Origin of the sequence: Paraburkholderia sp. WC7.3g, assembly GCF_050436345.1 — a bacterium.
GTDB classification, from domain to species: domain Bacteria; phylum Pseudomonadota; class Gammaproteobacteria; order Burkholderiales; family Burkholderiaceae; genus Paraburkholderia; species Paraburkholderia podalyriae.
Genome location: NZ_JBNDMA010000001.1, coordinates 38467 through 58090, shown reverse-complemented (window position 1 = coordinate 58090; position 19624 = coordinate 38467). Strand labels below are relative to the sequence as shown.

Below are 19624 nucleotides of genomic sequence, written 5' to 3'. Positions count from 1 at the left end.
ACGGGGCCGTTTCCGTGCCGTTTTCAGCCAGTCGACAACGGGCCGAAGATCGTCGACAATTTCATGCCGCGAATCAACGCGTTTGAATTGGCGATGACGAAGCTTGGGACTTTGAAAGGCATCCCTGAACTTGCGAATCTACCCGCGAGCAATCGGCGCGTCCGTTGGCGACGAGCCTATCGTCTTAGCTTGCGCCATTGCTGATATGGGCTGGTCTCCTCGCCTGCATTCCATGCACCGGATTGGTTTGGGACTGGAAGCAGTTGGCCTGCTTGCCGCGGTTCAAGAATGAGGGCGGCAATGCCGATAGCCTTTGAATCGCGTGGGCCAAGCTCGTAGCGGTTTCGGCGTTGCGATTGGCGCAGAGCGAACAAATGTGAATAACGGCAAAACCTGAATTCTAGCGAGGGTAGTTGGCATGGGCGAGGTGGATTCTCAATTTTGGCCCGGCCAGGCGGTGTTTGGCGCGTTTCCGAAGAACCCCGAGAAGGAACAGGCGATACTGCGCATATCACTTGGAACTGTAGTTCTTCTCGCGTACGTGGCTGCCACCTACTTTTATCACTCGAAGAGTGTCTACGCGACGCTGGCGACGGTCGTTTTTTATGTGATGTTCGGAGCCATGACGTACGTCACCGCGACGCTGGTGCCAGCGCGCTCACACCTTAGATTAGCCGTCACCACGCTGATCGATCAGGCAACGGTGACGACGGCCCTGGCGGTTGGTGGTCAGGCCGCGCTTCCGTTGCTCTGGGTCGTTTTCTGGTTCCTGGTTGGTGCCGGCTGCCGTTACGGCCGACGAATGCTCGGACTGTCGTGTGCGGTGGCGCTTGCCGGCCTCGTCGGCCTGATGCATTGGCAACCGTGGTGGCGGACAAACATCACGGCCGGCCTCGGCGTGACGTTCAGCGTCGCGGCGACGTCGCTGTACCTGGCGGTGCTCGTATATCGACTGGAAAAACAAGGTGCGACCGACCCGCTGACGGGGCTGAGCAATCGCATCCGGCTCGAGCAGGCGATTGCCCGGACGCGGGTCGCTCGAGGCGCCGCAGCCGGTCAGACTGCTTTGTTTCTCATCGACCTGGACGGTTTCAAGGAAGTGAACGACTCCCACGGGCATGCAGTAGGGGACGAATTGCTACGGAGTTTTGCCACGGCTCTGGTAAGCCGGATGCGCCGCGGTGACATGCCTGCTCGATTGGGCGGAGATGAGTTTGTGGTCCTTGCCCACCACGTAAATGGTAGGGAAGGCGCGCGAAAAATTGCCGACGGTATTCATGCCATCCTGAGCGGCGTGCGGACCGTTGGTGGACATCCGGTTGCCGTCTCCGCCAGCATTGGAGTGTGCATGCTGGCGGAAGGCGCCGAAGGCGTTGGTCTTGATGCCCGAACATTGATACGCGCTGCTGATAGCGCAATGTACCGGGCGAAATCGCTCGGTGCGGGTCGGACAGCGTTTGCCGACGCAACCGAGATGCAGCCAGTAGCGACGTGAGCGTGCAACGCCACTCCAAATTCGAGCCGGCACATCGCGCGCGCGACTTCAAACTGACGGTGAACAGCCTGAACTGTTAATGACGAAACCTGCACGACGGGGAACCAGGTGCCACCCGTCGGCGCAGACTGCTCCTTCCCTCTGGATGATTCCACATCAGCGCTTTCTGAGTTTCTGTGTAAAATTCTGGCGTCGCATTCTGAGTCGCCATCCGGAAGAACGGGGATGGGGCTAAGGCAGGTAGTGGCGGAGTTTTGCAACTACCATTTGCAAATCGGGATTTGCCGCGAAACATGAAGACGTTCCCGCAGAACGGATATGTGGCGTGACACATATCCGTTCTTATGACTTCACCGGACGGTTGGCCTTTGCCGTCGCATAAGATCTGGATTCCCTCTCTCCGTGCCTGGAATTATCGAGACAGGCCGCGCCGGTCGGCAGCGCGTGCTGCCAGCTTCGACCACGCGTTGATTTACTCATCTCGCGCGATGCCTGCCGGCATCCGTGATTGACCAGGCGGCAAACGCCAATGCCTGGCACCAGGAATGACACATGAGCGCATTACCTCCCTGCCCGAAATGCAATTCCGAGTTCGTCTACCAGGACGGGAACGTCTACATCTGCCCCGAGTGCTCGCACGAATGGGCTGCGGATGCAACGGCCGATCCGGCTGAAACGGCCGGCAAGGTGTATCGCGATTCGGCCGGGAATATCCTGCAGGACGGCGACACGGTCACGGTCATCAAGGATCTGAAGCTGAAGGGCTCCGGCGGTGTGATCAAGATGGGCACGAAGGTAAAGAACATCCGTCTCGTCGATAGCGATCACGATATCGATTGCAAGATCGATGGCTTTGGCGCGATGAGTCTGAAGTCTGAATTCGTCAGGAAGGCGTGACGAAGCGTGCGCCTTAGGGGCGCATTTCCCGCGCGCGCCCCATGATTGAGAAACTAGAACACACCGAAATCGTCGTTGCTGTCGGGAACCGCAGCGAGCAGGTTTGCAAGCGCGCGCCAGCCGATCAGGCTCGATAGCGATATCGCTGCGCGTAGCCAGTGCTCGGCGCGTGAGCCTGGGTTCGTCGGCGGTGCAGGCGTTACGCAGCGCATCCGTCGCATTGCGGTTTTCGTTGATCGGACCTCCATGCGGCTCACCGCGCCGCCGTCTCGGCACCGGCCACGCGCGGTAGCAGCGCCCCCAACACCTGTTTCAACGTCGTGGCGCCGAAGCGTCGCTCGCTGATGCCCGCCTCGACGTCGATGCGGCCCGCGTTGTGCGCGTCGTACAGATCGACGATCAGTTGCGCGTGCCGCTCGCCAAGCCCGGCGCCGCGCAGCATCGCGCTCCATTGGTCGCGCGGCACCTGGCGAGCGACGACCGGCCGCCCCGACAGTTCCGCCAAGGCGCGCGCAACGTCGAGCACGCTCACCCGCTCTTTCCCTTCGATACTGACCACCCGCGGCGTCGCGCGCGCAGGTCCGCCATCGAGCAGCAACTGCGCGGCGAGGTCGCCGACGTCCTGCGCGGCGACGGTCGGAAACAGCTTGTCGAGCGGATCGTGCAGACTCGGCAGTACGCCCCGGCCGAGCGCGACCGGCAGCACGCGTGCCCAGTTCTGCATGTGCTCGGCGGCGCGCAGCAAGGTCAGCGGCGAAGCGACGGTGCGCAACTGCGTTTCGAGGTAGTGGAACAGCGTCGTGATGCCGGTGCCGCCCACGTGCTCGGCGCCGTAGTCGGATAGCGCGAGGAGCCGCGGCGGCGCGGCCGCGCGGAACGCGGCGACGCCCGTGTCGATGATGTGCTGCATCGCCGCCGCCGGATCGTCATGCTCGCGCGGCACCGGACAGAGCCATTGCACCGCGTGCGCGCCGTCGATGGCGCGCACGACCGACCTCGCGTCGTTCAGGTCGGCGAGCGCGATCTCGCAACCGATGGCCGCGAGCGTTTCGGCTTGCGCTGCGTCGCGCACCACCGCGCGTACTTCGTGGCCCGCGCGACGCAAGGCGGCGGCGCTCGCATGTCCCACATGACCCGAAGCTCCGAATATGACGAACACGTTGTGCTCCTTTGAGGATCGCGTTGGATTGATGGTAGGGACGTCGCGCTCGCCGCGCGCTCAGATATGGATTTTTTTGCGCAGATAGGGATGATTTTTTGCAGCCACGCTCCGGCAGTCGCGCGAATCGCGTCGGCCGCCCGCGAGCTACGAAATTCCGTCACGCCGGCGAAGCCGCCAAAAACACCGCACAATGCAGGCATCTCGCCGTCATTCAGGACACTCAGGAGACCCGCGATGAACGCCGTCACCCCGATTCGCGCGCCTGCGCCGCATAGCGGCTCGCGCGTCGCCGTACGCACGAGCAGGGCGCTCGGCTGGCAGGGCTTCGGTGCGGAGCTGGTCAACGTGTCGGCTGGTTTGCATCGGCTACCCGCGTTTCGCCATCACCGCGTGGGCGTGCATGTCGGCGCGCCGGTAACTGCACGCTGTCTGTGCGACGCGCGCCGCCTCACACGGATTCAGGCGCACGGCGATGCGGACGTGATCCCCGCGGGGCTCGAAGGTCAGTGGAACGATGATGCCGCCTGCACGATTTTCAGCATCTGGTTTGCCGAGGACTTCGCGCGACGAACCGTCGAACAACTCGCGCTGAAATCGGCCGACGCGCAGTTGCGCCCGCGCTTTCAGATGCGCGATCCGCGCTTTCAGCATCTCGCGTGGGCATTGCGCGCGGAGCTCGAAGCGGACGACGCGTCCGATCCGCTCTACGCCGAAAGTCTGTGTACGGCGATGCTGGTGCGTCTGATCGGTGCCGAGCCCGTGTCCGGCAAGCGGCGGCGCACGCTCGCGCCGCGCACGGCCGCGCGCGTGATCGAGTTTATCGACGCGCATCTCGATCAGCGTCTGACGCTCGACGAGCTCGCCGCTCACGCGCAACTGAGCGTGCCGCATTTCAAGGCGCTGTTTCGCGACACGCTCGGCGTGCCCGCGCATCAGTACGTGATACAGCGCAGGGTGGAGCGCGCACGAACACTGCTGCTGCAAGGACGCCTCAGCGCAAGCCAGATCGCGCTCGATACCGGCTTCTCGCATCAGAGCCATATGGCGCAGTGGATGTCGCGTCTGCTGGGCGTGACGCCGCGTGAAGTGCGCGGCACCGCGCGCGATGACGCGGCGATGTCGGAGCAGCACAACCCACTACGTTGATGCGCGAACCGCGTGGCGCGGCACGCCTGCGCTTCAACCAGGCGCCGCCCCCGTCAACTGCGCATAGACATCATGCGCGAGCTGCAACAGCTCGTTGCGATCGATTCCACCCGACACCGCATAGCCGAAATCGCCGTCGACCCAATAGAACACGTTGACGGGCCCCGCCTGATACAGCCTGAACGCCGTCGTATTCGCGTTCTCGCGACGATGCGAGATGCACAGCGTGACGCGCTCGCCGTTCGGTCCGCGATACATGAACTGCGCGGTCGGGCCGTCGTCACCGGGCAGCAGGCGGCCGCCCGACAGCATGAAACCGCTCTTCGACAGCATCGGCGCGTGAACTTGGGTGCCGAGCCGGTTCGCGAGCCATTGCACGAAGTCCTGTTCGTGATCGGCGTTCATGTCGCTCGGCCGATCGATCGCCGGCATGTAGACGACATGCGCGAGCGCCGCCTGGCGCGCGAAACCTTCGGCGCTGTCCGCGCTGACCGCACGATTTCCTGTTTGAGTTTCGGCAACCGTGCCGGGTGAATCGATCGCAACGGGTGGGATCAGATCGTTGCGGTGCATGCCGATGCCCACGCCGAGCACGAGCGCCGCGGCCATACCGGCGAACTGCGCGGCGAACTGCGCGGCAAAGCGCGGCCAGTTCGCGGCCAGTCGCGCGCGACGCGGCGCGCTCGTCAGAAGACGCTTCGGCACAGGCTCGCTAAGCACGCGGTCGTAGCGCTCGTGAAGCAGACCGTTGAACGAAAAATAATCGCTGACGCGCGAGGCCAGCTCCGGATTCTGTTCGAGCGCGCGCTCCACCTCGTCACGCCACTCGCCGGACAGCGTGCCGTCCACGTACGCGTGCAAGTCTTCTTCGCCGATTGGCATTTGCGGCTCGCTCATCGCACCACCTGTAATTTCGCACCGGGCTGGGCGCCCGCCATCAAAGCCCGCAGCCGTTCGCGTCCGCGCGACAGCCGCGACATCACCGTGCCGATCGGAATGTTCAGCGCGAGCGCGACATCGGCATAACTCATCTCCTCGAGACCGACCAGCAGCAGCACCTCGCGCTGCTCGACCGGCAGCCGCTGCAGCGCGTAATCGAGGTCGCGCATTTCGAGCGATCGCGTCTGGCCCGACGGCACCGCGAGCTCGCTTTCGGCGATGCTGTCGTCGTCGACCGCAAGGTGGACCGCGCGCGCCGATGCCTTGCGCGCCTGATTCGCGAACACGTTGTGCATGATCGTGAAGAGCCACGCGCGCAGATCGGTGCCCGGCTGGAACAGACGGGTGCGGCCGAGCGCGCGTTCGAGCGTGTCCTGCACGAGGTCGTCGGCGAGCTCGCGATTGTTGATCAGCGCCCGCGCATAGCGCCGCAGACGCGGCACGTGCTCCATCAGCTCGTCACGAACATCCATGGTTGATCCGGTCAGGGGCCGTTGGGGGTGGCATCGGCTTCACTTGCGTCGGCATCGATTCGCGTCGGGCCGGGTGCGGAGGCTGCCGTCGCACGATGCGTTCGAGCTGCAAACACCTGTCAGCGCATTTTATTCCGCGGGGCGGCGCGCGCCGACGTCAGCGCCGCTCATCACATCGGCGGCACGCATCAGGCCGTGAGTGCGCGCATTGCCCGCGACGACGAAGCGCTGCCGCCGCGCGCTCCACGTCAACAGCCGCAGCTCGCCGATGCGGCGCGCGGCCCACTGCGGCTCCTCGCGCGCAAATGGCGCCGCCGCCGACAGCACCACCACGGGCTGCTGATCGCCGTTCAGATAGACGAGCTTGTTCGCGCGCTGCCATGGCCCGAGCCGCAGCACGCGTTGCTCGACGAGGCGCAGGCCGATCGCGCCGAGATCCGGCGCGGCAGGATCGACGCGCGTCGGCGATGCCGGGGAAAAGGGCCGCGCGGTGGCTTCGGCGAGCGCCATCACGGCGGCGTTATCGAGCGCTTGCGCGGACACCTGAGTCGCTGCGAGCCAGCCGCTGACGGCGATCAGCAACAGTGCGAGCGTGACCAGCGCGACCAGCGTTCTGCGCGCGCGACCGGCCGGTCGCGCGCGCCTGCGCAAGCGGCGCGATGCGCCAATGTGGTGGCCATGCTCGGGCTCCTCGGTGGTCTGAAACGTGGCCTGGATCTGTGCGTTGAGCCGATCATAAAAGGCCACACGCCGCGCTTCCGCCGGATGCTTGCTGAGATAGTCGCGCAGCGACGCGGCAAGCTCGGGCGTCAGCGTGCCGTCGGCATACGCCTGGATGTCGTCTTCGGAGGGCGGGGCGCCGCGGGGGTGGTGGGTCGAGGTCATGATCATGCGCGATCTTGATTGCGGCTATCAGAAGGCAAACACGGGCCGGTGCGCATTTATTCCCCGGGTTAGCCATGTTTTCTTCACACCGTGAATCGAGGAATAAACGCCGCCGACCCGTGGTTCTCCGTGGTGCGAACCCGCACAACTGTCTCAGGAGTCGATCATGAAAAAGCTTTCGTTTCTCGCTTTGTCGTTCGTCGTTCTCGCCGCTTCGTCTAGCGCGTTTGCGCAGGGCAAGACGCGTGCTGAGGTGTACCAGGAACTGATCGAGGCGCAGCAAAATGGTCTCGACTACATCACCGACGCGTCGTACCCCGATGTCAGTCCCGTCTTCGCACGCCAGGTCGAGCAGCGCAAGCAGGCGCTCGCCGCGCAAGCGGCGGTCGCCGCGAGCCACGTCGCGAACTCGGGCGCGCCGGCTGTCGGCACCCATTGATGCCGCCAGGGCCACCGGCGCGCGCATGGGTTTGAACGGGGGCGCCGGTGCCGGATGGCAGGACCATTCCTAAACTGTCCAGATCGCCCGCCCCAGCGATTTTCGTCCAACGCGTAAAATGGCCGGTTATCACTGGCAAGTCGCAGCTGGACAGAATCGGCCGGGCGTCGCGAGCAAGCGTCGCGCGGCGCCCGGTCATGGCCCGCCCGCGCTTGCCTTCGCCGGTTTGAACAGGAATGCACGCGCATGTCGTCAGTTTTCTTCGATCGGGAACGCATTGCGGAATGGCTCGGTGAGCGGACCGTCGCCAAGGCGCGCTCGGTGGGCGCGGTCAGCAATGTCAAATGGCACGGCGAGATGCTGTCCGGCGATGTGCAGGGCTCGCAGCCGCAGCCGTACCGGACGCGGGTGCGCTTTCGTACCGATGGCGGGTCGCCGTGGGCAGTGGGCGAGTGCTCGTGCCCGGTCGGCCGCAATTGCAAGCACGTTGCGGCGCTGCTGCTCGCGGAACTCGATTACCACGACGAGATGGATCACATCACGCAGGTCGAGGACGACAGCGACCCAGCCGCGTCGGAGGTGTTCATCCCACGACGGATTACGATCCCGGGCGTGCCGCCGGTGCCATCGCCGTCTTCATCTCCATCTCCCGGCGTGCGACCGGAACTGGTCAGCTGGCTCGAGCGTTTTCGCGCGCGCGCCCGCGCGGCCGACGCCGCCGCCGAAAAAGATGCCGCCCGCAAGACGCCCGCCGCGCGCAAGGAAACGCTCGCGTATCTGCTCAACTGGTCGCGTTTCCGTATGCATCACGAGGTCGTGCTGCATCGCGCGCGCTGCGACGCGGACGGCGTGATCATCGAAGTCGGCGACAGTTGGGGCGACGTCGAAGGCGCGCTGCTCAGGCAGCCGCGCTTCGTGTCCGACGAAGACCTGTCGATCCTGCGCGGCCTGTGGCTCGGCCGCTCGCGCGAGGATCTCGGCCAGTTCGTGCTGCGTGGCACGAGTGGCGCGGAAACGCTGCAAAAGCTGATCGCGACCGGGCGCCTGTTCTTCGACTTCAGGACCGCGCCGGGCCAGGCCGGACCGACGCCGCTCGCGCGCGCGGCCGACCGCCCCGGGCGCATCGAGTGGGAGCCGCTCGCCGACGAACGCCTGCGTCCGGTGTTGCGCACCGAACCGCGCGCGAGCATGGTGCTGCCGACCGAGCCGGTCTGGTACGTAGACGGCGTCGCCAACGAAGCGGGCGTCGTGCCACTGTCGCTGCCGTTCCAGCAACTGCCCGACTACCTCGCGATGCCGCCGATCTCGCTCGCCGAGGCGCCGCTGGTCGCGTCGGTGTTGCGCGAGATCGCGCCCGAGCTGCCGCTGCCGCCGACCCACGACGCGCCCGCGATCCGTGTGATCGACGTCGAGCCGGTGCCCGTGCTGGCGCTGAACAGCCACGTGCCGCCGGGCACGGCGAAGGGGCTGAAAGCGGCGAAGACCGCGAAGGCGTCGGAGCGCAACGCCGCCGCAGTCGAGCTGGCCGCCGCGAGCTTCGACTACGACGGCGTCAGCATCAACGCCGACAGCAACGTGACGCTGGTGCCGCTGCCGGGCGGCGACGTGATCCACATCCGCCGGCGCTACGACGCGGAGAAAAAGCGTCTGCTGGAATTGCGCAAGACCGGTCTGCAAAAGGTGCCGACGCGCAACCTGCACGCGTCGCGCCTGTTGCCCGACACGATGCTCGGTCTGCCCGACAGCGACGCGTGGTCCGGGTTCGTCAGCGACGCGGTGCCGGATCTGGTCGCGAAGGGCTGGCGCGTGACGATGGCGCCGGAGTTCCGCTACAACGTGATCGAGATCGACGCGATCGACGGCACCGCGCAGCAAGCCGGCGACGGCTGGTTCGACCTGGAGATGGGCATCCGCGTCGGCGAGCGCAACGTGCGGCTCGAGCCGCTGCTGGCCGATCTGTTCCGGCGCGACCGGCGCTGGCTGTCGGGCGCGCTGGAGAGCATCCGCGACGACGAGCCGATCGAGCTGAAGACCGAGGAGAACAAGCGCCTGCGGCTGCGCGCCGATCGTCTGAAGCCGGTGGTGCGTGTGCTGGTCGATCTGTTCGATTCGCTCGGCGGCGCGCTTGCCGAAGGCGCGCCGCTGCGCGTGCCCGCGGTCGATGCCGGCCGCCTCGATGCGCTGCACGACACCGGCCGCTGGCAGTTCAGCGGAGACGACTCGATCCGCGAGCTGGCGCGACGTCTGCAAGCCGGCCCGGGCCTGCGCGAAGTGCCGGTGCCGCGCGGTCTGAAGGCGGAGCTGCGCACGTATCAGCACCAGGGCCTGAACTGGATGCAGTTCCTGCGCGAACAGGATCTGGCCGGCGTGCTCGCGGACGATATGGGGCTCGGCAAAACCGTGCAGACGCTCGCGCACATTCTCGCGGAGAAGGAAGCGGGGCGGCTCGCGCATCCCGCGCTGATCGTCGTGCCGACCACGCTCGTGCACAACTGGCGCGAGGAGGCGCGCCGCTTCGCACCGGCATTGAAGGTGCTGGTGCTGAACGGGCCGCAGCGCAAGGAGCGGTTCGAGCTGATCGGCGAACATGAACTGATTCTGACCACTTACGCGCTGCTGTGGCGCGATCAGAAGGTGCTCGCCGAGCATGACTACCATCTGCTGATTCTCGACGAAGCGCAGTACGTGAAGAACGCGACCACCAAGGCCGCGCAGGCGATTCGCGGGTTGCGCGCGCGCCATCGGCTGTGTCTGACGGGCACGCCACTCGAGAATCATCTCGGCGAGCTGTGGTCGCAGTTCGATTTTCTGCTGCCGGGCTTTCTCGGCAGCCAGAAAGACTTCACGCGACGCTGGCGCAACCCGATCGAAAAGAATGGCGACGACGTGCGCCGCGCGTTGCTCGCGCGCCGCATTCGGCCGTTCATGCTGCGCCGTCGCAAGGACGAGGTCGCGAAGGAGCTGCCGCCGAAGACGACAATCGTATGTCCGGTCGATCTCGAAGGCGCGCAGCGCGACCTGTACGAAACCGTGCGCACGGCGATGCAGCAGAAGGTGCGCGCGGCGGTCAGCGCGCAGGGGCTCGCGCGCAGCCACATCATCGTGCTCGACGCGTTGCTGAAGCTGCGTCAGGTGTGCTGCGATCCGCGACTCGTGCGCATCGCGAGTGGTATCACGGACGGCGCGGCCCCGAATGGCGGCGAACGCGCGATGCGCTCGGCCAAGCTCGATCTGCTGCTGTCGATGCTGCCCGAACTGATCGAGGAAGGACGCCGCGTGCTGCTGTTCTCGCAGTTCACCGGCATGCTCGCGCTGATCGCCGAAGCGCTCGACGAGGCCGCGATCCCCTATGTAATGCTGACCGGCGACACGGCCGATCGCGTGACGCCGGTCGACCGGTTCCAGCAGGGCGAGGTGCCGCTGTTCCTGATCAGCCTGAAGGCGGGCGGCGTGGGGTTGAACCTGACCGCCGCCGACACGGTGATCCACTACGACCCATGGTGGAATCCGGCCGCCGAGAATCAGGCGACCGACCGTGCGCATCGGCTGGGACAGGACAAGCCGGTATTCGTGTACAAGCTGATCGCGGCCGGCAGCATCGAGGAAAAGATCGTCGAGCTGCAGGAACACAAGGCGGGGCTCGCGGACAGCATTCTTGCGGAAGACGCAGCCGGCGCCGCAAAGTTTTCGGACGACGACCTCGACGCGCTGTTCGCGCCGATGCCGGAGATTGAAGGCGCCCGCTGACCGCGCGAGCCGGCGGCGCGACGAGGCTGCCGGGCATTCTGACGCGCGGCCCCAACACCAAAGGGGGCCAGACTGTAACAAAACGTCTGGGTTGTAAATCCCGCTTCGCGTGGCTTCAATTCATACCAATTTTCGAACTCGCGCCGTGCGGGGCTTGCGAACCGGGGGCTGCGGGCGGCGCGTAATAACTACTTTGGCGGCGGTTACAAAGGCAGTTCTTTCATCTTGAGGACGACTTTCGGCCGGGCTAACGTGACGTTACTCGTGCGGTTAGACCCCGGCGAGCGTGTGTAGTGTTTATCGGCGGCGTTGCTTCGACAGGGGCGGCGCCGCATTTTTTTGCCCGCGATCTGCCGCTCGGCGTCGCTTTCAATCTCGTGCTCGACCCTGGCCGATTGCCTCGAATGGCAACTGATGCGCGGCGAAATCTAACAATGTTTAAACGATTGTTTCTGGCCTTATCTGGTGGTACGGTGATACAAAACCTACGCCGAAAACAACGCCGGATTTTCCTACGCCAGTGAGCGAATCCGATTAGAAAGCTAGAATTGCCTGATGTCCCACTTCCGCTATCCCGACGCCACAACCGATCGACAGTGTCGAAAATGTGAACACTGGCCGGCGACGTCGCGGGCGGCGAACATGCGCTATGCCTATACGGCGACCGAAAACAGGTGCAGGCGCAGCCCGAGCGCGGGTGCGTTTGGTGGGTGCGATGCATAGGCGCTGACGACCAAGAACAACCAAAGGACGGACAATGACCGACAGAGAACTGCTCGAACGCGCGGCACGAGCGGCAGGGATAGAAATCGAATGGCAGAATGAGCAGTCCTCCCACGATGCCGGAGACGTGTTTCTGACGCCGTGGGACCCACTCACTGACGACGGAGACGCGCTGCGGCTGGCAACGAAGCTGCGCCTATCGATCGCCTTCAATCATCCGGACGATCGACCAGAAGTTTCGGTGTATGGCGGAACGGGTGGGCATTCAGAGCCGATCGACGATGATGTGGCGGCATCCGTGCGTCGCGCCGTCACGTGCGCCGCTGCTGCGATCGGGAAGGATAATTGACGCTGCCGAGTGGCAGGCTAGAGGAGGGAGTGTGACAGATACCGAACGGCTCGACTTCATGGCGAAGCACTGCCTGAGCGTTTCAGAGAACGATAACGGCGAGTGGCAAGTGTTCGAATTCACGCCGCGCTTTTACGGCGATGGGATCGTGACAAGGAATTCTTTCCATGCGTCAGCTCGCGATGCAATCGACTACGCGATCGTGTACTACCTTGGCGGAATGCATCAATATGGCGATCCGCGCCATTCAGTAACGTTCATGGTCGGCGAAGACCTTGATGTGATCGGCTCATTTCCGTTCGTGGACTTGATGCGGAACAGCGCTGAGCCTGATCAGGACTACCGGATGCGGCTGATTGCGAAGATGCAGGAAGGAAGTAGCGGCTACAGCCCGGAGGCTGTAAACCGCATTAACAGGCTTTGATAGGTAAACGCTATCGGACTACGGGCGGAGTTACGACTGAACTAGGCTGCGGGCTTGACTTGCCCGGCAGCTAGCGCCTCAAGTCGCTTCTGATAGCCGTCGATGTCGTGATCAGAGAATCGCCAGCCACCGTGTATTGCCTAAATCTTGCGCACAACTGTATAAAAACACAGTAGAATGATGAGGCGGAGCACCAAGCGCGCCAACGCTTGATGCCCCTAACCACCACCCCATCTATTGCGGAGATGCGGCAATGGCTAAGGCCAAGCATACCCTATCGCTCGACGTGCAGAGCGATCTGTTCTATAAGCGCTGCAGTCAGTGCAGCGAACTGAAGCCCTTTGACCAGTTTTCGCCGAATGGCGCTGGTAAGTGGAAATCTCACTGCAAACCCTGCGGATCAAGAGCGGCACAGGTCTATGCGCAAGCCAACCACGAGAAAGTATCGACGCGGTTGTCTCTCGCATATCGGTCAAACATTGAGAAATTCAGAAAGAAGCGCGCGGAGCAATACTGGAAGAACCCGGAAGCATCCAGGGCCGCTACGAGGCAATGGGCAAAGGATAATCCAGGTAGGCACAAACTAGCCAAACGGACAAGCGTCATCCATCGTCGATTGACTATACGCCAGGTAACACCATTTTGGGCGAATAGGGACAAGATGTCCGAATTCTATTTCGCCGCCGATTTTCTCGGGATGGTGACGGGCGAATGGCATCACGTTGACCACATCGTGCCCATCCTTGGGCCGAAAGCAGTATCAGGCCCATTTGCAGGGGATCGCCTAGTGTGCGGGCTGCATTGCGAAGCCAACTTGCAGGTGATACCGGGCGCAGAAAATATGTCGAAGGGCAATAAATTCTGGCCCGATATGCCCTAGGCTGCCTCTGGCGTCAAATCCAGCGAGGCGATCCTTTCGATCCGAGATTGGTAATGGCCGATATCGTGGTCGCCGAATCTCCAGCCGCCAGGCCATTGATTGCCGTCGATCAACACCTGAAACGTTCCGATATCGTCTTTCAACCAGATAGTCCTGGTGGGGGCGCGGCACTGCCAACGGGAATCGAACCAAGGGAAAGAACACCAGCCGTCTGCGCCCGAGACTACCGCCGTCAACCGCTGAAACACTGCGGCATGCGACACGAAGAAATCCGCCGCGATGAACTTGGGCGCCGCTAGAGATGTGATGGTGCCGATCTGATTGGCCGCCAGATAGCCGGGAGCCAGAGTTACGGAGACCGCGCCCAACGAATGGCCCGTCAGGTTGAACACCGTGCCCACAGGAGCGGTCGACATGGCCCAATCGAACACATGGACCATGCCCGACTGTGCGCCCCGCGTGACATGGCCGCCCTTGATGGAGACCGGAGTCAGCGCAACATCGCGCCAGACATCGGCTAATTGCCCATCGCTCGCGCGCGTGCCACTGATCGACAACCACGTCGCGCCGGCCTTGTCGACCGACAGGACGGCTTGGTGAGACTCATCCTGTAGCTGCGAGATCCATGTATCGCCGAGCGCATAGAAAGCGGCCTTCGAGTCGCCATCGTTTTCGATATAGGCCGCGTTCGCGCGCCGGCAAGCCAATGCTAGCGCTTGCCAGTCCATCTTACTGGCTCGCCGCGACAGGGGCGGAAGCGGCCGCGGCTGCCGATGCCGGAACCGTAGCAACCACAGCAGGCTGCAGCGCAATAGCCGCATTCGCCGCCAGGATGACAGTATCGATTGCAGCTTTTGCTTCGTTCTGCGCTTGAGGCGAGAGCGACGAGCCAGCGATGACGACCTTAAGCGCCGGCAGTGCAGCATTCACAAGCGCTTGAATGTCCGTGATATTCGCGGCGGCAGCGCACACACCATCGATCGCCGGCTGGACCTTTTTCGACGCCGTGTCCGCAGCGCCGCCAGTGAAGACACCATCGGATTGCAGGATGGTCATTTCGCCTCTGGCGAGGCCGCACGTGATCTGTACTTGCTGTTGGAAGGTGAGAGTGGGTGCGGTGCCGCTGCAACCAGCGAGGAACGCGACAGACGCAACAACGCCTGCCGCAACGAAGGGCATGAAACGCATGATGGAATCCTTGTTCAGAAAGCGCCGATGTCCACGGAACGTGAACGGCGAGAGGAAGTGAACGGCTAAGGGGCCAATTTGACGATGGCGGCTGCCGTATTGCCGGCCGCCGTTGCTACGTTTGAAATGACGGTGCCCTGGGCGTTGAGCGGGGCTGTAGCACCGATAGCCGCGGCTGAGTAGTGCACGACGATTGCGCCATCAGCGCCTTTCGTGGCGTCGATGTTCAGAGTTCCGATGTCGCGCCAGTCCATCGTTGATACTTCGCAGCATTCAACTTTTCCCGTGGCCGGGTCGGTGTATGGGCGAACGCTGAACGTGGCGCTTCCGGCACAGCCGCCGAGCAGCCCAGCCAGCGTTAGCGCGATAGCGAGGCGGCTCATTGCTGTGGGGGCGTCGACGCCGTGTTCAGCACTGACACTGGCGGATTGATCGTTACCTGCGTGCCGGTCGGAAATTGCTGTACACCCGGCAGCTTCTTCGCTGCGCGCGAGACGAGCGTTTGCGCTAGCCAGTGAGCCCCGGACACAATGCCGACAGCAATCGAGACTTGAGCGTCGCCGTCGAGATCGATGTGGTAGTGCTTGACGATGGCAGCCAGGACGGACAGGACAGCGGCCGTTACCGCGCCGGCAGCACCGGTTTGGGCGGGGGAAAGTTTGTTCATGCTTACTCCTTGGTGGGGATCTCGTCGGGCGTGAAAACGAATCCGGACTTGCGGGGATAGCCCTGAAAAACGAACGTCGGCATTGTTCTGTGATGGATGCCGTGCGTTGCCGAGCGGTGGAATTTCTCGGCGAGCGGCAGCATGTTTTGCGGGCTGTCGATGAAGGTTTCGGGCTTGGTCGGCTCGAATGCGTGCCAGTCGAAGCCGCGCGCCTCGGTAATCCTGCAGATCATCCAGATGGCGGATTGCTCTACCGGAAACGTCTCGCCGGTCGGTTGGTCGGTGATCGCGTCCAACACTGGAATCTCGGTGATCTCGCCAGTTGCGATTGCCTTCACGGCTACCCAGTCGACGGCGTCCGCGTCAGCCCATTCGCACCATATGTGGTGATATTCGGGGTTCCGCTGGCCGCTGATGGCGCAACGCAAACCGGCTTTGTGGCCTGCTGACTTGGTATGGCGGAACGTTGCCGATTCAGTGCGTGGCGGATGGTCTGGAAAATACTCGGTCTCGACAATTGTCTCGGTGACGATGTGCTCGCGCGGGACGGTTGGCGCTTGATTGGTCATGTCAGAAAAAGAAAAACCACCCGAAGGTGGCTATGCATTGTGTCGAAGAGGGACTAACGGAAACGGTTATCCGGCCAGCATCAACTGTAGGTATTGTTCGCGAGCGTCATGCCGGTTCCGGTGCCGTTGCTGTAGTGCGTGGTTGCGCCCACCGAATTGTTGCTTGTGACCACCATCTGAGTGCAGGCCCACAGGTCGATATCCGTTGGAGACCCGGTCACGAAGTTGCCCGAAATCACGCCCCCTACCCGGTTCTGAACCCCAATGCCCACGGCGCCGGCCACGGTGAAGCCTGAAATCAGGTTGCCGTTGATGACTACTGCGGTCGTATTGGAGACCAACTGAATGCCGTAGTTGACGCCCTTGAACCCAGCGAGATTGTTGCCGTTGATAACCGGATAAGCGATGTCGTAGCCGGTGACGCCGTAGGTCGTGGGATTGCGCACGCCATTGTTGTTGATAACCGGGTAATCCTGGTACTGCGCCCAGATACCGCTTTGCGTTTGGCCCCCGTTGCACAACACGGTGTTATTAGTGACCACATTGCCCACGCCACGGTCGTGCGTTGTGAAGGTCAGCGTGGGCGTGCCAGCGGTAACCGCATTGCTGAGATAGAGCGTGGTGCCGATCACGCTCAGTACGTAGGTCCCGGCAGGTACGCCAGTACCGGTGACAAGCTGCCCAACGTCAATGACCGGATTGACTGCGCTTAGCGTGAGCGTCGCAGTGCCGGTCGATGTTGCAGCCTGCGTGCCCTGCACCTGCGAGTCGGAGTTCAGACCCTGTAGGTAGATGCCCGTATCGGCGAACCCTCGCGACGTGTCGATAGTATTGGCATTCACCACGCAGTTGATGCAACCCCCGTAAAGGTTGACGCCAGCATGGATGGGCGACCATGAGCCGCCAGTCTGGTCGGTGCTAGCGCGCGTGTACAGAATGGTGTTGCCATTGATGGTGCAGGCAATCGCCTTGATAACCGCGATCCCCCACCATGTCGCACCCTGACAGGTATTGGCCGAGACCGTGACGTTATTGACCTGTTCCAGTACGATGCTGCGGCGGAACGATCCGCGCACGACGTTGCCGCTGATGGTGCCGAGGTTTTCTTCCAGCGGGTAGCTATCGGCGTGGTATGTCGGCATTCCTTCCATGTGGATGCCGATGCGGCAGTCCTGCCCGGCTTTGGCCGTCACAAGGTTGCCGGTAATCGTGGCGCAGCAGCCCCAAACTGTGATGCCGTCGCCCCGGTCCTCACCGTTACCGGAGGTCGTGTTGCTCGGCCCGTCTCCCGCACCGATGCAATCCAGTATCTTGTTGTTGCTGATGATGAAGTCGTGGTACTCGCCAGTAGACTCGACAATGACGCCATGCTGGAAATACTGGACCGTCGAATTGACGACTTTCCCGTAGTTAGCCAGAAACGTAATGGCTGACATCCGATTACCCGTCTGCTCCTGTAGCAGGTTCGGGTTTGTCACGAAGACGCCGTCGAACTCGCAATAGTCCGCGCTAACCGTAATCGCTGCTGAGCCGGTGATACCGGACACAAAGCGCAGCTCGCCGTTGCCGGTGAGGCGCATTTTGCTGGTGATCGTGAGCGGTCCGTCGTCAACTGGAACACTGCCCCGCTTGGTACATTGAGGGTAGGCACGCCACTATTGAACGCGGCCTGCACGGCCGTCGTGTGATCCTGCGAGGGGGCGCCAGAAAGTGCATCCGCGCGCATGGCCGGTAGCATGAAATCGAGAAGCGTCGGCCCCCCGTCCGCCAGCTTGCTTTGCACCGTGCGCGCTACGGCGCCCGTGCCGGATTGCGTGAATCCTTGAAACGTCTGGATCGCAAAGGTGGCGATCTTCGTGAGCGTCGTTTGCAGGAGTCCCGCGCCCCGACTCAGCGGGACAAATTCCGCACCCGTCAGCGTGCCAGCATCCGACGATGAGCCCTTGGCTACGGCCTGGGCTACAGCGCTATTGTTATCAAGCATGGCTTACCACTCCGATGCGCTAAGGGATTGCGCAGTTGTCGCGCCGAAGATGCTGATTACGCCTTGCGACGAGCCGCCAGACGGCGTTTCGTAATAGCCGCCAGATGCGACCTTGAAGCAGCCCATGCCGCCCGAACTGGCGTCCGTTCCCGTGCTTCCAACGTCCTTGAACCACAGATCGCCGGCCGACGTGTTTTGCAGGCGCCACCCTTTGCGCGTCGCATTCGCAGCCATGAGGATTTGAGCTGTTCCACCGGTCGTGATCGTTCCGCTGTGATCGGTCAGCGTCGCCGCAGAGGGCGTGACGGTGAGCGTGCCGGTGAGGGATTTGTATATACCTGACAGCCAACCCAACAACCCGGAGCCTCCAGCGGGCTCAGAAATGCTCGTGCCGCCTGCACCCTGAGCGGCGGCTATTGTTGCAAGAGACGTGTTCGCCGTCGTCTGGTTGGCCGCCGTTGCACTCGCTGCGACGCTAGTTTCGATAGCGGACAGCGCCGTATTGGCAGTCGTCTGGTTGGCCGATGTGGACGCGCCGCTCGGTAGGGAAGGAGCGGCCACCGATGCCTCAATGGCATTTAGTGCCGCTACTGCCGCATCGTCGCTCGAAAGCGTAACCGACACACTGCCCGCGCTCGTGGTTCGACCAAGTTTTGCCGGCAGATTGATGACGTAAGAAAGAAAGCCCATCGTGTCCTCAGGTGTAGGAGATGCCGGTTACGGCGCCATTGCTGTACGCGACCGTTCCGACCGAGCCGCCGCCCGTGATCGTGTTGAGCGTGCCGTCGCCGTTGTAGGCGAGCGCGTAGGCGATACCGTCTTCCGTGTAGCCAGTGAGTTGTCCGGAGCCGTTATAGGTGAGGCCCGAGACTGCGCCCGCCGCCCAGGTGCCATCACCGCGTAGAAAGCAGCCCTGGTCGTCCGCATCGGGAGCTGGAACCGAGCCCGATGAGCCAGCAGCGGAGCCAGTCGAGCCAGCCATCGCGGGCGCCTGTACGAGCAAGCTCCACTGCATCGGTGCCGTGCCGGGGACGACATTCACACTCGCGGAGAGTGCGGTGTACGAGGCGCCGTTGTACGACACGCCATCACCTTGCGCATAGGTTGCAGTCGCAGACCATGCTTGACGCCAATTGAGTCCCGAGGGCCCTTGCGGACCGGGAGTACTGACTTGAACAATAGCCATGCGCTAATCCTTAAAAAGGAGAGGTCTCGCCGAGGGAAAGGAGGATCTTCCCGCAGAGGTATTTGATAAGCTGGCCGCCAGCCGTCTTGATGAACAGGTCATAGACACCGAATGGCACCGTGCCCTGCGGCATCAGGGCATTCGGAACGAATGCGCCAGACTGTGGTGTGTAGAGTGCTGTTTGAGCACCGGGAACGGTCCAATTGATCTGAGCGTCGAGGCCGTTGAGCGTCATCGTCCCGGCCACCGTAGATAGGTCAATCAAGACAATAGGGCTTGCGGGAAATGCGCGGCATGTGAGGCGCGCCTGGCAGCCAGCGAGCTTCATCAGCGAGCCATCATCGTTCTTGAGGACGAGTTGAACGGGCCAGTCGGCACCTTGATCGATAACGAAATCAAGCTGATCAGCCATAGGAATCCTGTGGGCGCAAAAAAAACCCGGCGCGCGGCCGGGTCGGTGGGGTGAGGGTG

Annotated in this window: 23 protein-coding genes; 9 read left to right on the top strand and 14 right to left on the bottom strand. The window is 62.9% G+C overall.

Annotated features, from left to right (window positions below; all coding sequences use genetic code 11):
- The first annotated feature begins 418 nt into the window (after nucleotides 1–418).
- Both OKW43_RS00325 and OKW43_RS00320 read left to right on the top strand, forming a co-directional pair.
- Nucleotides 419–1495 carry a diguanylate cyclase domain-containing protein gene (locus OKW43_RS00325; protein ID WP_429444482.1) on the top strand — a complete coding sequence of 359 codons (1077 nt, stop codon included), beginning with the start codon at nucleotides 419–421 and terminating at the stop codon, nucleotides 1493–1495.
- Nucleotides 1496–2047: 552 nt separating this feature from the next.
- A complete protein-coding gene (locus tag OKW43_RS00320) occupies nucleotides 2048–2392 on the top strand; it encodes a zinc ribbon domain-containing protein YjdM (protein ID WP_187637591.1) in 345 nt (114 codons plus the stop codon).
- Between the two features lie 53 nt (nucleotides 2393–2445).
- Here OKW43_RS00320 and OKW43_RS00315 read toward each other — a convergent pair whose 3' ends face one another.
- Nucleotides 2446–2613 carry a hypothetical protein gene (locus OKW43_RS00315; protein WP_429444480.1) on the bottom strand — a complete coding sequence of 56 codons (168 nt, stop codon included), beginning with the start codon at nucleotides 2611–2613 and terminating at the stop codon, nucleotides 2446–2448.
- A 32-nt stretch (nucleotides 2614–2645) separates the two neighbouring features.
- Nucleotides 2646–3551 carry an NmrA family NAD(P)-binding protein gene (locus tag OKW43_RS00310; protein ID WP_187637592.1) on the bottom strand — a complete coding sequence of 302 codons (906 nt, stop codon included), beginning with the start codon at nucleotides 3549–3551 and terminating at the stop codon, nucleotides 2646–2648.
- A 237-nt stretch (nucleotides 3552–3788) separates the two neighbouring features.
- Between OKW43_RS00310 and OKW43_RS00305 the strand changes: the two genes are divergently transcribed.
- Nucleotides 3789–4700 (top strand): AraC family transcriptional regulator, encoded by a 912-nt coding sequence (locus OKW43_RS00305; RefSeq protein ID WP_187637593.1) that lies wholly within the window; start codon nucleotides 3789–3791, stop codon nucleotides 4698–4700.
- A gap of 33 nt (nucleotides 4701–4733) precedes the next feature.
- Here the strand turns inward: OKW43_RS00305 and OKW43_RS00300 are convergent, their stop codons facing one another.
- From OKW43_RS00300 to OKW43_RS00290, 3 genes are all read right to left on the bottom strand, one after another.
- Nucleotides 4734–5597 carry an anti-sigma factor family protein gene (locus OKW43_RS00300; protein WP_429444477.1) on the bottom strand — a complete coding sequence of 288 codons (864 nt, stop codon included), beginning with the start codon at nucleotides 5595–5597 and terminating at the stop codon, nucleotides 4734–4736.
- Nucleotides 5594–6112 (bottom strand): RNA polymerase sigma factor, encoded by a 519-nt coding sequence (locus tag OKW43_RS00295; RefSeq protein ID WP_429444475.1) that lies wholly within the window; start codon nucleotides 6110–6112, stop codon nucleotides 5594–5596. The genes OKW43_RS00300 and OKW43_RS00295 overlap by 4 nt, the downstream gene beginning before the upstream one ends.
- A 129-nt stretch (nucleotides 6113–6241) precedes the next feature.
- Nucleotides 6242–6997, bottom strand: a complete 756-nt coding sequence (locus tag OKW43_RS00290) for an anti-sigma factor family protein (protein ID WP_429444473.1) — start codon at nucleotides 6995–6997, stop codon at nucleotides 6242–6244.
- Nucleotides 6998–7163: 166 nt separating this feature from the next.
- Here OKW43_RS00290 and OKW43_RS00285 point away from each other — a divergent pair, with 166 nt between their 5' ends.
- The 6 genes from OKW43_RS00285 (at nucleotide 7164) to OKW43_RS00260 (ending at nucleotide 13559) form a co-directional block, all read left to right on the top strand.
- The gene (locus tag OKW43_RS00285) at nucleotides 7164–7436 is read left to right on the top strand and encodes a DUF4148 domain-containing protein (RefSeq protein ID WP_429444471.1); all 273 of its coding nucleotides are present in this window, start codon (nucleotides 7164–7166) and stop codon (nucleotides 7434–7436) included.
- Nucleotides 7437–7682: 246 nt separating this feature from the next.
- Nucleotides 7683–11183, top strand: coding sequence for an SNF2-related protein (locus tag OKW43_RS00280; RefSeq protein WP_429444469.1), 3501 nt, complete (start codon nucleotides 7683–7685; stop codon nucleotides 11181–11183).
- Nucleotides 11184–11476: 293 nt separating this feature from the next.
- Nucleotides 11477–11707, top strand: coding sequence for a hypothetical protein (locus tag OKW43_RS00275; RefSeq protein WP_429444467.1), 231 nt, complete (start codon nucleotides 11477–11479; stop codon nucleotides 11705–11707).
- Between the two features lie 233 nt (nucleotides 11708–11940).
- On the top strand, nucleotides 11941–12255 hold the full coding sequence (locus OKW43_RS00270) for a hypothetical protein (RefSeq protein WP_429444465.1): 315 nt from the start codon (nucleotides 11941–11943) through the stop codon (nucleotides 12253–12255).
- Nucleotides 12256–12286: 31 nt separating this feature from the next.
- On the top strand, nucleotides 12287–12679 hold the full coding sequence (locus OKW43_RS00265; protein WP_429444463.1) for a hypothetical protein: 393 nt from the start codon (nucleotides 12287–12289) through the stop codon (nucleotides 12677–12679).
- Nucleotides 12680–12932: 253 nt separating this feature from the next.
- Nucleotides 12933–13559 carry a hypothetical protein gene (locus OKW43_RS00260; protein WP_429444461.1) on the top strand — a complete coding sequence of 209 codons (627 nt, stop codon included), beginning with the start codon at nucleotides 12933–12935 and terminating at the stop codon, nucleotides 13557–13559.
- Here OKW43_RS00260 and OKW43_RS00255 read toward each other — a convergent pair.
- The 9 genes from OKW43_RS00255 to OKW43_RS00215 form a co-directional block, all read right to left on the bottom strand.
- The gene (locus tag OKW43_RS00255) at nucleotides 13556–14287 is read right to left on the bottom strand and encodes a hypothetical protein (protein WP_429444459.1); all 732 of its coding nucleotides are present in this window, start codon (nucleotides 14285–14287) and stop codon (nucleotides 13556–13558) included. The two genes, OKW43_RS00260 and OKW43_RS00255, sit on opposite strands and share 4 nt — an antisense overlap.
- Nucleotide 14288: 1 nt before the next feature.
- Nucleotides 14289–14747 (bottom strand): hypothetical protein, encoded by a 459-nt coding sequence (locus tag OKW43_RS00250; RefSeq protein WP_429444457.1) that lies wholly within the window; start codon nucleotides 14745–14747, stop codon nucleotides 14289–14291.
- Nucleotides 14748–14812: 65 nt separating this feature from the next.
- Entirely contained in the window at nucleotides 14813–15130 is a 318-nt protein-coding gene (locus OKW43_RS00245; RefSeq protein WP_429444455.1) for a hypothetical protein, read from the bottom strand.
- Nucleotides 15127–15414 (bottom strand): hypothetical protein, encoded by a 288-nt coding sequence (locus tag OKW43_RS00240; RefSeq protein ID WP_429444453.1) that lies wholly within the window; start codon nucleotides 15412–15414, stop codon nucleotides 15127–15129. The genes OKW43_RS00245 and OKW43_RS00240 overlap by 4 nt, the downstream gene beginning before the upstream one ends.
- 2 nt (nucleotides 15415–15416) lie before the next feature.
- The gene (locus OKW43_RS00235) at nucleotides 15417–15983 is read right to left on the bottom strand and encodes a hypothetical protein (RefSeq protein WP_429444451.1); all 567 of its coding nucleotides are present in this window, start codon (nucleotides 15981–15983) and stop codon (nucleotides 15417–15419) included.
- Between the two features lie 80 nt (nucleotides 15984–16063).
- A complete protein-coding gene (locus tag OKW43_RS00230; protein ID WP_429444449.1) occupies nucleotides 16064–17563 on the bottom strand; it encodes a NosD domain-containing protein in 1500 nt (499 codons plus the stop codon).
- 407 nt (nucleotides 17564–17970) lie between these two features.
- Entirely contained in the window at nucleotides 17971–18657 is a 687-nt protein-coding gene (locus OKW43_RS00225; protein ID WP_429444447.1) for a hypothetical protein, read from the bottom strand.
- Nucleotides 18658–18664: 7 nt separating this feature from the next.
- On the bottom strand, nucleotides 18665–19153 hold the full coding sequence (locus tag OKW43_RS00220) for a carbohydrate-binding protein (protein ID WP_429444445.1): 489 nt from the start codon (nucleotides 19151–19153) through the stop codon (nucleotides 18665–18667).
- Between the two features lie 10 nt (nucleotides 19154–19163).
- Complete coding sequence (locus OKW43_RS00215) at nucleotides 19164–19565, bottom strand: hypothetical protein (protein WP_429444443.1); 402 nt, start codon at nucleotides 19563–19565, stop codon at nucleotides 19164–19166.
- Nucleotides 19566–19624: the final 59 nt, after the last annotated feature.

Bases quoted from the DNA above. Each gene is read 5' to 3' on its own strand.
- OKW43_RS00325 (WP_429444482.1), top strand. From the start codon at position 419: ATGGGCGAGGTGGATTCTCAATTTTGGCCCGGCCAGGCGGTGTTTGGC.
- OKW43_RS00320 (WP_187637591.1), top strand. From the start codon at position 2,048: ATGAGCGCATTACCTCCCTGCCCGAAATGCAATTCCGAGTTCGTCTAC.
- OKW43_RS00315 (WP_429444480.1), bottom strand. From the start codon at position 2,613: ATGCGACGGATGCGCTGCGTAACGCCTGCACCGCCGACGAACCCAGGC.
- OKW43_RS00305 (WP_187637593.1), top strand. From the start codon at position 3,789: ATGAACGCCGTCACCCCGATTCGCGCGCCTGCGCCGCATAGCGGCTCG.
- OKW43_RS00300 (WP_429444477.1), bottom strand. From the start codon at position 5,597: ATGAGCGAGCCGCAAATGCCAATCGGCGAAGAAGACTTGCACGCGTAC.
- OKW43_RS00295 (WP_429444475.1), bottom strand. From the start codon at position 6,112: ATGGATGTTCGTGACGAGCTGATGGAGCACGTGCCGCGTCTGCGGCGC.
- OKW43_RS00290 (WP_429444473.1), bottom strand. From the start codon at position 6,997: ATGACCTCGACCCACCACCCCCGCGGCGCCCCGCCCTCCGAAGACGAC.
- OKW43_RS00285 (WP_429444471.1), top strand. From the start codon at position 7,164: ATGAAAAAGCTTTCGTTTCTCGCTTTGTCGTTCGTCGTTCTCGCCGCT.
- OKW43_RS00280 (WP_429444469.1), top strand. From the start codon at position 7,683: ATGTCGTCAGTTTTCTTCGATCGGGAACGCATTGCGGAATGGCTCGGT.
- OKW43_RS00270 (WP_429444465.1), top strand. From the start codon at position 11,941: ATGACCGACAGAGAACTGCTCGAACGCGCGGCACGAGCGGCAGGGATA.
- OKW43_RS00260 (WP_429444461.1), top strand. From the start codon at position 12,933: ATGGCTAAGGCCAAGCATACCCTATCGCTCGACGTGCAGAGCGATCTG.
- OKW43_RS00255 (WP_429444459.1), bottom strand. From the start codon at position 14,287: ATGGACTGGCAAGCGCTAGCATTGGCTTGCCGGCGCGCGAACGCGGCC.
- OKW43_RS00250 (WP_429444457.1), bottom strand. From the start codon at position 14,747: ATGCGTTTCATGCCCTTCGTTGCGGCAGGCGTTGTTGCGTCTGTCGCG.
- OKW43_RS00245 (WP_429444455.1), bottom strand. From the start codon at position 15,130: ATGAGCCGCCTCGCTATCGCGCTAACGCTGGCTGGGCTGCTCGGCGGC.
- OKW43_RS00240 (WP_429444453.1), bottom strand. From the start codon at position 15,414: ATGAACAAACTTTCCCCCGCCCAAACCGGTGCTGCCGGCGCGGTAACG.
- OKW43_RS00235 (WP_429444451.1), bottom strand. From the start codon at position 15,983: ATGACCAATCAAGCGCCAACCGTCCCGCGCGAGCACATCGTCACCGAG.
- OKW43_RS00230 (WP_429444449.1), bottom strand. From the start codon at position 17,563: ATGCGCCTCACCGGCAACGGCGAGCTGCGCTTTGTGTCCGGTATCACC.
- OKW43_RS00225 (WP_429444447.1), bottom strand. From the start codon at position 18,657: ATGGGCTTTCTTTCTTACGTCATCAATCTGCCGGCAAAACTTGGTCGA.
- OKW43_RS00220 (WP_429444445.1), bottom strand. From the start codon at position 19,153: ATGGCTATTGTTCAAGTCAGTACTCCCGGTCCGCAAGGGCCCTCGGGA.
- OKW43_RS00215 (WP_429444443.1), bottom strand. From the start codon at position 19,565: ATGGCTGATCAGCTTGATTTCGTTATCGATCAAGGTGCCGACTGGCCC.